The following is a 12,616-nucleotide window of genomic DNA, read 5'->3' on the forward strand; positions in this document are numbered from 1 at the left end:
AACCATGCAGTACCGGCCCGGACTGATCAACGGATTCCTCAACGCCACCGGACTAGCGCCACCCTGACCAAGCCGGACCCTGACCCAAGAACCTCAGTAGGCGATCTTCCACCTGTCCGTCGATGACCCGGCGCCGGTACTTCGGGCACCAGACCACGTGGAAGGCGCACTGGAACACGATGTTGCTGTTCGAGCGCAGCGTCACGGACATGCGTTATTCAAATCACGATGACCAGCATCGGCCGCGAAGGCAACGACGTTCACCACCGTCGTGGGACTACCGTGAACGCCGCGAAGGTTTCGGCCGTTCGGGACCCTGTCGCGGAACTCTCCGCCCTTGCCATCATGGGCCCACAGACGCTAAGTATTGTGAATATTCACAATTGTGGAGGACCTCGTGGAACCTGGCCTGGCAGCGGCGCTTCGCACGGGCCCCTTCCACGTCGCCCTTCGCGAGGCGATCAAGGCGCGTGGGCTGCCGTTGCAGCGGCTCCAGCACCGGCTCAACGAGTCCGGCGTGCATGTTGGACTGGGCACGTTGAGCTACTGGCAGTCGGGCCAGCGTCGCCCGGAACGCAGCGAGTCGCTCCGGGCGGTCACCGCGCTTGAGCAGATCCTCGGTCTGCCGCCGCAGTCGTTGCTGGTGCTGCTGGGACCGCGCCGCCCGCGGGGGCAGGGCGCGGGCCTTCCGCGCGGAGCGAAGCGGTACGCCGACATCTTCCAGACCCCGGACGCGTTGGTGAGCCTGCTCTCCTCGCTCGGCGCGCACGACGGCCGGCTGCATCTGCTCAGCTCTCACGACGTGGTGACGGTGGCGGACGACGGCGGAGTCGGATCCGTGGAGTCGACCCATGTGGTCGAGGCCCATCAGCCCACCGACAGGTATGTGGCGATCTACTGGGGCGACCCGGGCTGCGACACGGAGCTGATGAGCATCAGCGCCATGGACGGCTGCCGGGTGGGCCGGTTGCGCCGGGACCAGGAGTCGGGGTTGATCATCGCCGAGTTGGTCTTCGACTTCCTGCTGCAGGTCGGCCAGAGCCACATCATCCGGTACTGCGTCAACGACGCCCGACCGGCGCCCGCCAAGGAGTACTTCCGGTCTGTGCGGTTTCCGGCGCAGCACATGGTGGTGCAGATCAGGTTCCCGGCGACGCGGCTGCCGGTGTTGGTCTGGCGGTTCGAGCGACCGCAGGAGGGTGGCCCGGACCGGTTTCGCGAGGAGATGCCGATCGGTCCGCACCGGAGCGTGCACATCGCCGCGTCGCGGGTCGAGCCGGGCCTCGTCGGGGTGGCCTGGGACTGGGGTGACCAGTCAGGGCGGGCGCACGAGTGATCGCTGTCACAGCCACGGCGTGGCCTGCCGGCGCCCCGGAGACGGCAGGCAATAATCTGGAACGAATCCAGAATACAACCCGCCGAGGAGGCCCCCGTGCTCACTGTTGGTGACCACTTCCCCGAGTACGAACTGACCGCCTGCGTCGCGCTCGACGCGGACAAGGCGTTCGAGACGCTGACGCACAAGTCCCACCAGGGTCAGTGGCGGGTCGTGTTCTTCTGGCCCAAGGACTTCACGTTCATCTGCCCCACCGAGATCGCCGAGTTCGGCCGGCTCAACGGCGAGTTCGCCGACCGCGACGCCCAGGTCCTCGGCGTCTCCGTCGACAACGAGTTCGTCCACCACGCCTGGCGTAAGGCCCACCCCGACCTGCGCGACCTGCCGTTCCCGATGCTCAGCGACATCAAGCGGGAGCTGTCGGAGACCTGCGGCGTCCTCGGCGAGGACGGCGTCTCACAGCGGGCCACGTTCATCGTGGACCCCAACAACGAGATCCAGTTCGCCATGGTCACCGCCGGGTCGGTGGGCCGCAACGTCGCCGAGGTGCTGCGGGTCCTCGACGCCCTCCAGACCGACGAGCTGTGCCCGTGCAACTGGAACAAGGGCGGCGAGACGCTCGACTCAGCCAAGTTGCTGGCCGGCTGAGATGGCCCTGGACGCTCTCAAGGCGGCGCTGCCGGCGTACGCCAGGGACATCAGGCTCAATCTCGGCTCGGTGCTGGACGCCACCACGCTGACCCCCGTCCAGGCGTGGGGGGCGGCGGTGGCGTGCGCGTTCGCGTCCCGCAACGCCGAGGTGCTGCGGCGCCTCTGCGCCGAGGCCGCGACCAAGGTCCCGGCCGAGGTCATCGAGGCCGCGAAGGCGGCCGGCACGATGATGGCGATGAACAACATCTACTACCGGGCCAAGCACCTCATCGGCGACGACGAGTACCTGGCGCTGCCGGCCCGGCTGCGGATGCAGGCCATCGCGACGGCGCCGCGCGAGTCCGGAGTCGACAAGGCCGACTTCGAGCTGTGGTGCGTGGCGGTCTCGGCGGTCACCGGCTGCGGCGCCTGTCTGGAGTCGCACGACAAGACGGTCCGGGCCGCGGGTTTCTCCCGCGACCAGGTGCACGAGTCGCTGCGCATCGCCGCGGTCGTACACGCCGCGGCGGTGACACTGGACGCCGAGGCGGCGCTCAGTCCCGGCTGACACCCGTCCGCAGGGGGTCGAGGCCGTCCCTGCGGACGGGTGAAACCGCTGATCACCGGCGATTTGATCACCAATGTCATGGTTTGACGCCGTTATCATCCCCCGGACGCCGGCTGCCTAGCGCCGGCGGGTCGGGGGTGCGGCGTGTGGCAGTCGATCGTGACAGGCGTGAGTGTCGTCGCTGCCGCGACGCTGCCGGCGACCTCGGCCCCGGGCGCCGAGCCGCCACGCCCCGTCGCCGCCCCAACCCGTACGGCCGCGCCCACCGCGGACGCGCCGGCAGCCGGCGCGGGCCAGCAGCTCATCACCAGCTACCGCCGCAACGGGTACCGGCCCCGGGCCGTCGCGTTCGCGGCGCTGCCGTACCACGACGAGGGCGTGAGCCCCCGACGGCCGTTCGGGCTGGTCGACAGCGCCGGCGTCCGCGTATACCGGGCCCGGGACGGCCGGATCTTCCAACACCCGGTGGCGCAGGCCCAGTACGGGCTGAAGCTGCTCTACACATATCAGGTCACCAACGACCCCTGGTTCCTCGACCGGGCGAAGCGGCAGGCGCGGCGGCTGGTCGCCATCCACCGCAGCTCGCGCGGGGCGTGGTGGCTGCCGTACCGGTATGTGTTCCCGCTCGCGGGCAACCGCGCCGACCTCATGCGGCCGCCGTGGTACTCGGCGATGGCCCAGGGCCAGGCGTTGTCGTTGTTCATCCGGCTGGCCGCCGTCACCGGGGACGCGTCGTGGCGGGCCGCCGCCGATGTCACCTTCCTGTCATTGACCAGGCCGCCGGCGCCGACGACCGCGTGGGTGACCTGGCAGGACGCGAACCGCTACCTGTGGCTGGAGGAGTTCCCCCGGTACCCGGTGGCACAGCGCGAACGCGTCCTCAACGGACACCTGTTCGCCCTCTACGGCCTCTACGACTACTGGCGCCTCACCGCCAACGCCGTCGCGGCGGCGCTGTTCGACGGCGCCGCGACCACCGCCGCCGTCTACGTTCCCCGCTGGTTCCGGGTCCCGGGTGGAGTGTCGGCGTACTCGCTGCGAACCCGCACCCGCAGCGAGCGCTACCACCACATTCACGTCAACCAGCTGAGACACCTGCACGCGTTGACCGGGGTGCGGACCTTCGCCGGCCTCGGGGAGGCGCTACACAGCGACTTCCCGCGCCCTGACGTGCGGCGCGCGGTAACGTTCCGGGCCGGCCGGCAGGTGCCGTTCACCCGGTACGGCGAGACGATGCGACCGACGCGGCCGGTGCGGTTCACCCGCGCCTCGGCCGCCATGGCGGACCAGCGACGCAGGGTCGGCAGCGTCGTCTACTACCGGATGGCGACAGGCGCGTTCCGGGGTCGCTGGGTGCGGGAGCTGACCGGGCACAGCATCATGGTCGGGGTGGTGGGCCGGTTCGACCACCTGGGTTCCCGTCAGGCGCGGCTACGGCCGGGCGTCCACGTCGGCTACCGGTTCGATGGCGCCCACCGGCGGGCCGGCTCGCGCAGCACCCGGCCGGGCGCCACGGTGACGTACCCGGTGTCGGCGCTGGGTTGGTGGCGGGGGCTGCGCTGCGTGCTGGTGTCGTCCGGTCCGCTGGCTGGGCACTGGGTTCCGCTGTCGGCCCGGGCGACGTTGGCGTGAGAGCCAGCACGACGGGCCGCGTCGGCTGGTTGGTGGGCGCCGCCGCCACGGCGCTCGTGGTTGGGGCGGCGGGTCAGGTGAGCTGGGTGCGGCTGCCGGCGGTCACGGCGACGCCGGCGCCGCAGACCGGCCCGCAGCCCACCGGGGCGGGTTCGGCGTCGCCCGGCCCCCGGCAGCTGTTGCTGTTCCGGCGCGCCGGTCACCTGCCGGTGGCGGCGCCGGCGGCGGCGCTGCCGTACCCGCAGACGGTCCCCAGCCGCCGGGACGTCGGCCTGGTCGACGAGGCCGGGGTGCGGGTGTTCCGGGGCGCCGACGGCCGGACCTATGACCACCCGGTCTTCCAGGGCCAGTACGGCATCCAGCTGCTACAGACCTACCTGACGACCGGGGACCGGTGGTTCCTGGACCGGGCGCTGCTCCAGGCCAGGCGGGTCCGGGACACCGGCGTGCCGGACCGGGGGACCCGGTGGCTGCCGTACCGCTTCGGGTTCGACCTGTACGGCGTCCCCGGGGACGCGCTGGCGCCGCCGTGGCACTCGGGCATGGCGCAGGGCCGGGCGCTGTCGTTGTTCGCCCGGTTGGCGCTGGTCACCGGCGATCCCACCTGGCGGCGGTCTGCTGACGACATCTTCGGCTCGTTGACGCTGGGCCCGACCGACGATGGGCCGTGGGCGACCTGGGTGGACGGGTCCGGGCACCTGTGGCTGGAGGAGTACCCGCGCACGCCGCCCGAGCGTAGCGAGCAGGTGCTCAACGGCCACATCGCCGCCGCGTTCGGCCTGTACGACTACTGGAGGCTGACCGGCGATCGGGACGCCGCGGCGCTGTTCGACGGCGCGGCCACCACTGTCGAGCACTGGCTGCCCCGTGGATTCCGGGCTCCCGGGTCGGCGTCGCGGTACTCGCTGCGCGGCCGGCGACCGCACGAGGGCTACCACGCGATCCACGTCCAGCAGTTGCTGCGCCTACATGCGCTGACCGGTCAGCCGACGTTCGCCCGCTGGGCGGACCTGCTCGCGCAGGACTTCCCCACCCCGCAGGTGACGGCGCCGGTGCGGTTCGCTCCCGGCCGCCACCAGCTCTACCACTTGACCGCCGACGGCGTCCAGCCGGCCGGCAGAACCCACATCTTCGACGCGACGACGGCCACCGCGGACCGTCGTCGGCGCAGCGGCGACGGCGTCTACTACCGGATCGCCAAGGGCCCGCTGACGGGCCGGTGGGCCCGGGAGATCACGGGACGGTCCACGATGACGACCGTGGTGGCGATCACCACGTACAGCCTGCCGCGCCGGCTGACCGGGGCCGGCCCGTCGGCGGCCTACTGGATCGCCGACGGGCGGGCCGACCTGGTGGGCGACCCGGGCCGGCTGGCGCTCGTCCGCGCCACGGGCTGGTGGGACGGACGGCGCTTCGGGCAGCTGGCCGCCGGTTCGCTCGCCGGCGCGTGGGTCCGGCTCTCCGGCCCGGACGCGCTGGCCTGAGCCGACCGCTAACGGTCGGCGTCAGCTCAGCCCATGGCGGCCGGGGCTGCGGGCGTCTCGCTGGCGATGACGGGCACGCGGTGGTTGGCCCACCGGTACACCTGCTCGTACCCACGGGCCATGAGGTCCGGCGAGAAGCGTTCCCGGACGTGCGTCACGCAGTCCGCCGGGTCCAGGTCGCCGACCCGGCGCAGCGCGCCCGGCAGGTCCTCGGGACGGTCGCAGATGAAGCCGGTGACCCCGTGGGTGAGGACCTCCGGGACTGCGCCCCGGTTGAGGGCGACCACCGGGGTGCCCTGGGCCATTGCCTCGATGAGCACCATCCCGAACGGCTCCTCCCAGCGGATCGGCATGATGAGAGCCCGGGCCCGCCCGATCAGCTCCTGGGTGACCTGCCGTTCGGCGTTGACAACCAGCTCGACGTCGTCGTCGAGCAACGGCCGGACGACCTCGTCGAGGTGCCGCTTCTCGCCGTCCTCCAGGCATTTGCCCGCGAGCACCAGCGGCACGCCCGCCTCGCGGCAGGCGGTGATCGCCAGCTCGGGCGCCTTGTCGGGGCAGAACCGGGCCAGCCACAGCACCGGCCCGTCGCCGGGGGTGAGTCGGGCTGAGCCCTGGGCCGGGATTCCGTGGTGGACCACCGCCGACCAGGGCAGGTACGGCGCGAGCCGGCGCTGCGCGTACGAGATGGCCACCAGCCCGACCCGGCGGTCCAGCCGGGACAGGTAGGAGCCCAGCTGTCCACGCGGGTTGTTGTGCACGGTGACGACGGTCGGGACGCTGCGCTGCGGCGCGGTGACCGGGCCGACGTTGGTGTGGTCGTGGACGATGTCGAAGCGTCCACGGTCGATCATCTCGTTGACACGCACCACATGGTCCAGTTCCGGCAGCGCCCAGTTCATCGCGTCGTACTGGATCGGCCCGGTGCTCACAAAGGTGGCCCGGGTGCTGGAGCGTTCGCCGGCCCCGAAGAGGGTGACGTGGTGGCCGCGCTCGACGAGCGCGTCGGTGAGGGAGGCGACGACTTGTTCGAGGCCCCCGTATCCGGTCGGCGGAACCTCACACCAGGGTGGGGCGACCATCGCGATTCTCAGCGGGCGTTCGTTTGCGGATTCGATCTCCATCGTTTGACGCACCTCCTGCGCCGCGACCATCCCCCGAGGCGCGGCGATACCACCAAAATATGATGGATTCGAGGCTCGGCTGTATCGCTTCCCCGAATTGGGCACTTGGCCCGGAACCCTTGGCACGGCAAGGTATGAAGTAACCACAGATGGCGCGTACCGCCGGAAACACCCCGCCGGAGGAGGATCCCGTGCCCGACGAGACCATCAGCATTCTGCAGGGAAGCGCGTTCGTGGTCTGCGACCGCCGTGGCGACTTCCGTGCCGGCCGCGACGCCGCGGTGGGTCTGTTCTACCGGGACGTGCGCCACCTCTCCCGGTGGGAGCTGCGCCTCAACGGCCGCGAGTTGGACGTGCTGTCCGCAAAGACGATCGAGTACGACGAAGCCGCGTTCTTCCTCGTCGAGCCGACCGGCACCATCTACCGCAACCCGTCACTTTCAGTGATCAGGCGACGGGAGGTCGCCCGGGGGATGCGGGAGGAGATCGAGCTTCAGAACCATGGCGTGAAGACCCTGCATCTGGAGCTTAGTTTCCTGTTCGGGGCGGACTTCGCCGACATCTTCGAGGTCAAGGACGGACTCAGCAAGAAGGGCAGCCACTACCGGAGCCAACAGGGCGATATCCTTACTCTCGGTTATCGTCGTGACGACTATTGCCGGGAGACCTACCTGCGCGCGCCGGGCGCCTTCTTCACCGAGGAGTCGCTCACCTTCCGGCTCGCCCTGGAGCCCCGGGAGAGCTGGCACGGGCTTATCGAGGTCGATGTCGCGATCGCGGCGGGCGGCCCGTTGCCGAAACGGGCGCACAGCCCGGACATGCCGGCCAGTCTGCCCCAGTGGCTGGCCGCCGCGCCGCGACTGGAGACCGACTGGCACGACCTCAAGGCCACCTACCGGCGCAGCATCGTCGACCTGGCCGCGTTGCGGTTCTACCCGTACCCGACCAGCCCGGCGTCGTTGCCGGCGGCCGGCCTGCCCTGGTTCATGGCGGTCTTCGGCCGCGACAGCCTCATCGCCAGCTACCAGGCGCTGCCGTTCGTCCCAGAGATGGCCCGCACCACGCTGCGGGCGCTGGCGGCGCAGCAGGCCACCGAGATGGACGACATGCGGGACGCCGAACCGGGGAAGATCCTGCATGAGCTGCGGCTCGGCGAGATGGCGCACTTCCGCGAGCGCCCGCAGTCGCCGTACTACGGGGCCGCCGACTCGACGCCACTGTTCCTCATCGTGCTCGACGAGTACGAGCGGTGGACCGGTGACGTCGAGACGGTGCGTGAGCTGGAGCAGTCGGCCCGCGCCGCGGTGACCTGGATGCGCGAGCACGGCGACGCCGACGGTGACAGCTTCATCGAGTACCAGACCCGCAACCCCGGCGTCGGGCTGGAGAACCAGTGTTGGAAGGACTCCTGGAACTCGATCGTGCTGCCCGACGCCACCATGGCGCAGCCGCCGATCGCGACCTGCGAGATCCAGGGCTACGCCTACGACGCGTTGCGGCGTACGGCCAGGCTGGCGCGGGCGGTGTGGGACGACCCGGCCTACGCCGACCAGCTCGACTCCGACGCGGACGAGCTGCAACGCCGGTTCGATGCCGCGTTCTGGCTGGACGATCTGGGCTTCTACGCGCTGGCCCTGGACCGGGACAAGAATCCGGTCCGGACCCTCACCTCGAACATCGGGCACCTGTTGTGGAGCGGCATCGTGCCGGAGGAGCGGGTGGGGGCGCTGGTCACCCACCTGTGCGGGGAGCAGTTGTTCACCGGCTGGGGCGTGCGCACCCTCGCCGACGGGCAGCAGGCGTACAACCCGATCGAGTACCACAACGGCACTGTCTGGCCGCACGACACCGCGCTCATCGCCGCCGGCTTGTACCGGTACAACCGTCGGGTGGAGGCGAACCGACTGGCGGTGGGGCTGCTGGATGCCGCCAGGCACGTCGGCTTCCGGCTGCCGGAGGCGTTCGCCGGATACCCCCGGCGCACCACCGAGGTGCCGGTGGTCTACCCGACGGCGTGCTCGCCGCAGGCGTGGGCGACCGGGGCGCCGCTGCTGTTGCTGCGGGTGCTGTTGGGGTTGGAGCCGACGGCCGAGGGCTTGTCGGTAGACCCTTTCCTGCCGGACCGGATCGGCTATCTGGCGCTGCGTGGGGTGCCGGGGCGGTGGGGCGCCGCCGACGCTGTCGGGGAGCACACCTCCCGCTGAGGGTCAGTCGTGCCGCAGCCGGTGCGGGTCGACTTCGCGGGCCGGGTGCCGGGCACGGTACTCGGTCTCCAGCTCGGCGGTGCGGCGCAGGTGGGTGTCCCAGGCCGGTTCGGAGCCGTGGCGGAGCGTGTCGAGACGGGTACGGTGGAGGCTGCGGATCTCCCGGAGCAGGTCGTCGTGGCTGAGCGCCGCCGGGTCGATGCCGAGCTCGGCCTCGAAGGTCATCGGGTCCTCCGTCGTGTGTTGTGCCGCGTCGTCGGTGTGCCGCGTCCGTTGCTGCGCGTTCAGCGGTTGCCCGTGCCTGGCGGCGCCGAAACCCGCCTGGGTGGCCGCTTCGGCGGCGCCGCTACTCTCGTGCCATGCGTCGGCTGCTGTCCCCAGCCTGGCTGGCCCGGCACGGGCTGGTCCTGCTCGTGGTGCCGGGGTTCCTCGGGCTCGGCTGGTGGCAGTACCAGCGGGCCTCATCCGGTAACGCCCTGAGCTGGGGTTACACCATCCAGTGGCCGGTGTTCGCGGCGTTCGTCGGGTATCTGTGGTGGCGTGAGGTCCGGCAGGAGCTGCGCGGCACGGACCGCGCCGCGGCGCCGACGCCCACGCTCGCCGACGGCTTCCGCGCCCCGGTGGTGACCAGACGCCGGCCCGCGCGTGACCCGGTCGCCCTGCTGGCGCCTGCTGTGACCGCGACCGACGTGACCGCGGCCGGGGCGTCGGAGCCCGACCGCGAGGTCGACGAGTACAACCGCTACCTGGCCTGGTTGGCCGCCAACCCCGGCGCCCGCGCGGCCGACTATCCCGGCTGACCCGCTGCCGGACGAGAGGACGGACCCCGTGGCCGCTGCCCTTACCCGTTACCGGGCGATCGCCTATGTCGTCGGTGTGGTGCTCATTGTGCTCATGGTGGTCGGTATGCCGATGAAGTACCTCGACGTGTTGGGCCGGGACGAGACGGTCGTGACGATCGTCAGCCCGGTGCACGGGTTCCTGTACATGGCCTATCTGGTCGCCACGTTCGACCTGGCCCGGCGTGGGGGCTGGGGTTTGCGGCGGATGGCGTTGGCGATGCTCGCGGGCACCGTTCCGTTCTTCTCCTTCTACGGCGAGCGGGTTGTCACCGGGTGGGTGCGGGAATCAACTCCCGAGCCGGTGCCGGCGGCGTAGGTCAGCGCTCTTCGAACGCACTGTGCAACGGGCCGATAACGCGCTGCCCAGCACATCTGGAAAACTGGTCCCTGGATAACGAATGGAATACGTTCAGCCCCTGTCACCGGGCTTGTGGCGCGGCTAGCTTTGCGGCACCGGCCCGGTTGTCAGTCGCTCCCCGGGGGTGACGCCGGTCCATCGGATGACATTTGTCAAAGGACCTCTGGCGTGACCATGAAGCCCCCGAGACAGCAGCACCTCCATCTCCGCCGCTCGGCCGCTACGGTCCTGCTGGCCAGCCTGGCCCTGGGCGTTGATTCCAGCGTCGCGGTCGCCGAGCCGACCCGTGCCGAGTTGCAGCAACAGATCGCCAGCCAGTCGGCATCCTTGAAGAAGGTCACCGAGGACTTCAACGAGGTCCGCGAGGAGATCAAGGTTTCCGAGGCGAAGATCGATGCGATCAACAAGCAGCTGCCAGCCCTCTCAGCCGAGGTGACGGTCGCCCGCGGCGAGGTCGCCGAGGTCGCGGCCAAGGCGTACAGGGGTGGTGGCCTTCAGGGCCTGAACATGATGCTCGACGACAGCGAGCGTCACACCATGATCGAAAAGCTGAGCGCGATGGACCAGATGGCCCGCAAGCAGCAGACGGCTGTCTCCACCCTCGGCGCCGCCGAACAGCGGCACGCGACCCGGAAACAGGAGCTTGAGGCGACCCTGGCCCGCCAGAACGCCCAGCTCACGGAGGTAACCTCCCGCCGGACGAAGATCAAGAAGGATCTTGACAAGTTCTATGCCCTGCGGCGCAAGGTTTTCGGCAAGGACAACGAGTCCGGCGGCGGCTACCAGGGCAAGATCCCGGCCGTCTCCGGCCAGGCGGGCAAGGTTGTCACCTTCGCCTACAACGCCATCGGCAAGCCGTACAAGTTCGCCGACGACGGCCCCAGCGGCTACGACTGCTCCGGGCTCACGCTGGCGGCCTGGCGTCAGGCTGGCAAGAGCCTGCCGCACAACGCGCGGATGCAGTTCAACAAGGTCGCCAAGATCAAGCGTTCCGAGCTGAAGCCGGGCGACCTGGTCTTCTACTCCGACCTGGGTCACGTCGGTCTCTACGTGGGCAGCAACAAGGTCATCCACGCGCCCACGTTCGGCGAGACGGTGAAGCTGTCCAGCGTTGACATGATGTCGCCCTACGGCTTCGGCCGGGTGCGCTGACCGGTCACCAAGAAGAGGATGGTCGACACCGTGGGAACCGGTGTCGACCATCCTTTTTGTTCGATCAGGCGGCTTGCAACCCCTCGGCCCGGGCCAGCTCCCGGAGCCGACCGAGCGCCTGGATCTCCAGTTGACGGATCCGCTCCCGGGACAACGAGAACCGCGAGGCGACCTCGGTGAGCGAGTGCTCCCGGCCGTCGTCGAGTCCGTACCGGGCCCGCATGATGCCGGCGGAACGGTCGTCGAGATGGTTGAGCAACCCCTCGATACGTTGACGCTCCAGCGCCGACAGGACCAGGTCCTCCGGCGACGGCGCGTTGCTGTCGGCGACCAGGTCGCCGAGGTTGGTGTCGCCGTCGTCGCCTACCGGCGTGTCCAGGGACACAGTGTCCTGGGACCAGCGCTTCAGCTCGGTAATCCGCTCGACGGTGACACCGAGAGCCTTGGCCAGCTGCTCCGGCTCCGGGTCGCCGCCCAGCTCACGGGTGAGCTGCCGGGCGACGCTGCGCATCCGGTTGACGTCCTCGACCAGATGCACCGGAAGCCGGACGGTGCGCTCCTGCTGGGCGATCGCCCGGGAGATCGCCTGCCGGACCCACCACGTCGCGTAGGTGGAGAACTTGAAGCCGCGCTCGTAGTCGAACTTCTCGACGGCACGCACCAGACCGGTGTTGCCCTCCTGGATGAGGTCGAGCATCGGCATGCCGCTGCGCACGTACCGGCGGGCGATCGAAACGACCAGTCGCAGGTTGGCCCGGATGAACAGGTCTTTGGCCCGGTCGCCGGCCTCGGCCAGCTCCTCCAGCTCCTGCTCGGTGGCGCCATGCCGGCTGACGCCACGGTCGAGCAGGTGCTCCGCGTACAGTCCGGCCTCGATGGCCTTGGCCAGGTCGACCTCCTGCACGGCGTCCAGCAGGGCTGTGCGGGAGATCTCGTGCAGGTAGACGCCGACCAGGTCGCGCTCCTCGGCAACCTCGTCGGTACGCAAGGTGGTTTTCACTCGGGTCTCCACGATGTCCTCGCTCACGTTCTTGCTGTTGCGCCTCGCGTTCGCCACGACCATCAGTCCTCCCCCGGTGCCTCGCGGCGCCGTGGCCGCTGACTTACTCAACGGTCACCTCGACGCGGTGATTCCGGTGCTCCTGCATGAAGGTGTCACGCAGACCTGGATGCTCCCTGAGAGCGAGCTGGCTGTTTGCTGCCGCCGACGCTGGACGAAAATACTCAAATCGGATAGCTGATACCTGACTTACCTGACAAATGGCCTTCAGCGTGATGGGCACATC

The 12,616-nt window shown here is 69.9% G+C and carries 12 protein-coding genes and 1 pseudogene; 9 read left to right on the forward strand and 4 right to left on the reverse strand.

Features of this window, described 5'->3' with window-relative positions; genetic code table 11:
- Positions 1-97: 97 nt before the first annotated feature.
- Positions 98-211 (reverse strand): annotated as a pseudogene (locus tag ABD287_RS16010) (transposase); the annotation flags it as partial.
- Positions 212-385: 174 nt separating this feature from the next.
- Between ABD287_RS16010 and ABD287_RS16015 the strand changes: the two are divergent.
- From ABD287_RS16015 to ABD287_RS16035, 5 genes are all read left to right on the forward strand, one after another.
- A complete protein-coding gene (locus ABD287_RS16015; RefSeq protein WP_344173895.1) occupies positions 386-1,336 on the forward strand; it encodes a helix-turn-helix domain-containing protein in 951 nt (316 codons plus the stop codon).
- A 96-nt stretch (positions 1,337-1,432) separates the two neighbouring features.
- Positions 1,433-1,984 carry a peroxiredoxin gene (locus ABD287_RS16020; protein WP_344173898.1) on the forward strand — a complete coding sequence of 184 codons (552 nt, stop codon included), beginning with the start codon at positions 1,433-1,435 and terminating at the stop codon, positions 1,982-1,984.
- Position 1,985: 1 nt separating this feature from the next.
- Positions 1,986-2,534 carry an alkylhydroperoxidase, AhpD family gene (gene ahpD / locus ABD287_RS16025; protein ID WP_344173901.1) on the forward strand — a complete coding sequence of 183 codons (549 nt, stop codon included), beginning with the start codon at positions 1,986-1,988 and terminating at the stop codon, positions 2,532-2,534.
- Between the two features lie 168 nt (positions 2,535-2,702).
- Positions 2,703-4,166, forward strand: a complete 1,464-nt coding sequence (locus tag ABD287_RS16030; protein ID WP_344173903.1) for a D-glucuronyl C5-epimerase family protein — start codon at positions 2,703-2,705, stop codon at positions 4,164-4,166.
- On the forward strand, positions 4,163-5,650 hold the full coding sequence (locus ABD287_RS16035) for a D-glucuronyl C5-epimerase family protein (protein WP_344173905.1): 1,488 nt from the start codon (positions 4,163-4,165) through the stop codon (positions 5,648-5,650). The genes ABD287_RS16030 and ABD287_RS16035 overlap by 4 nt, the downstream gene beginning before the upstream one ends.
- 26 nt (positions 5,651-5,676) lie before the next feature.
- Here ABD287_RS16035 and ABD287_RS16040 read toward each other — a convergent pair whose 3' ends face one another.
- Entirely contained in the window at positions 5,677-6,774 is a 1,098-nt protein-coding gene (locus ABD287_RS16040) for a glycosyltransferase family 4 protein (protein ID WP_344173907.1), read from the reverse strand.
- A gap of 191 nt (positions 6,775-6,965) precedes the next feature.
- On the opposite strand from ABD287_RS16040, the gene ABD287_RS16045 reads away from it, so the two are divergent.
- Positions 6,966-8,978 carry an amylo-alpha-1,6-glucosidase gene (locus ABD287_RS16045; RefSeq protein ID WP_344173909.1) on the forward strand — a complete coding sequence of 671 codons (2,013 nt, stop codon included), beginning with the start codon at positions 6,966-6,968 and terminating at the stop codon, positions 8,976-8,978.
- Positions 8,979-8,981: 3 nt separating this feature from the next.
- Here ABD287_RS16045 and ABD287_RS16050 read toward each other — a convergent pair whose 3' ends face one another.
- Positions 8,982-9,203 carry a DUF6158 family protein gene (locus ABD287_RS16050; protein WP_344173911.1) on the reverse strand — a complete coding sequence of 74 codons (222 nt, stop codon included), beginning with the start codon at positions 9,201-9,203 and terminating at the stop codon, positions 8,982-8,984.
- Between the two features lie 134 nt (positions 9,204-9,337).
- On the opposite strand from ABD287_RS16050, the gene ABD287_RS16055 reads away from it, so the two are divergent.
- The 3 genes from ABD287_RS16055 to ABD287_RS16065 all read left to right on the forward strand — a co-directional run bounded on the left by ABD287_RS16055 (position 9,338) and on the right by ABD287_RS16065 (position 11,330).
- On the forward strand, positions 9,338-9,778 hold the full coding sequence (locus ABD287_RS16055; RefSeq protein ID WP_344173913.1) for a hypothetical protein: 441 nt from the start codon (positions 9,338-9,340) through the stop codon (positions 9,776-9,778).
- Positions 9,779-9,806: 28 nt separating this feature from the next.
- Entirely contained in the window at positions 9,807-10,136 is a 330-nt protein-coding gene (locus ABD287_RS16060) for a DUF3817 domain-containing protein (protein WP_344173915.1), read from the forward strand.
- Between the two features lie 216 nt (positions 10,137-10,352).
- Entirely contained in the window at positions 10,353-11,330 is a 978-nt protein-coding gene (locus ABD287_RS16065) for a C40 family peptidase (protein ID WP_344173990.1), read from the forward strand.
- A gap of 64 nt (positions 11,331-11,394) precedes the next feature.
- Here ABD287_RS16065 and ABD287_RS16070 read toward each other — a convergent pair whose 3' ends face one another.
- Positions 11,395-12,393: a sigma-70 family RNA polymerase sigma factor gene (locus ABD287_RS16070; protein WP_344173917.1), complete on the reverse strand. Its 999-nt coding sequence runs from the start codon at positions 12,391-12,393 to the stop codon at positions 11,395-11,397.
- Positions 12,394-12,616: the final 223 nt, after the last annotated feature.

The sequence above is a fragment of the Pilimelia columellifera subsp. columellifera genome, from assembly GCF_039532605.1.
GTDB lineage: Bacteria > Actinomycetota > Actinomycetes > Mycobacteriales > Micromonosporaceae > Pilimelia > Pilimelia columellifera.

Bases quoted from the DNA above. Each gene is read 5' to 3' on its own strand.
- ahpD (WP_344173901.1), top strand. From the start codon at position 1,986: ATGGCCCTGGACGCTCTCAAGGCGGCGCTGCCGGCGTACGCCAGGGAC.
- ABD287_RS16065 (WP_344173990.1), top strand. From the start codon at position 10,353: ATGAAGCCCCCGAGACAGCAGCACCTCCATCTCCGCCGCTCGGCCGCT.
- ABD287_RS16055 (WP_344173913.1), top strand. From the start codon at position 9,338: ATGCGTCGGCTGCTGTCCCCAGCCTGGCTGGCCCGGCACGGGCTGGTC.
- ABD287_RS16050 (WP_344173911.1), bottom strand. From the start codon at position 9,203: ATGACCTTCGAGGCCGAGCTCGGCATCGACCCGGCGGCGCTCAGCCAC.
- ABD287_RS16040 (WP_344173907.1), bottom strand. From the start codon at position 6,774: ATGGAGATCGAATCCGCAAACGAACGCCCGCTGAGAATCGCGATGGTC.
- ABD287_RS16070 (WP_344173917.1), bottom strand. From the start codon at position 12,393: ATGGTCGTGGCGAACGCGAGGCGCAACAGCAAGAACGTGAGCGAGGAC.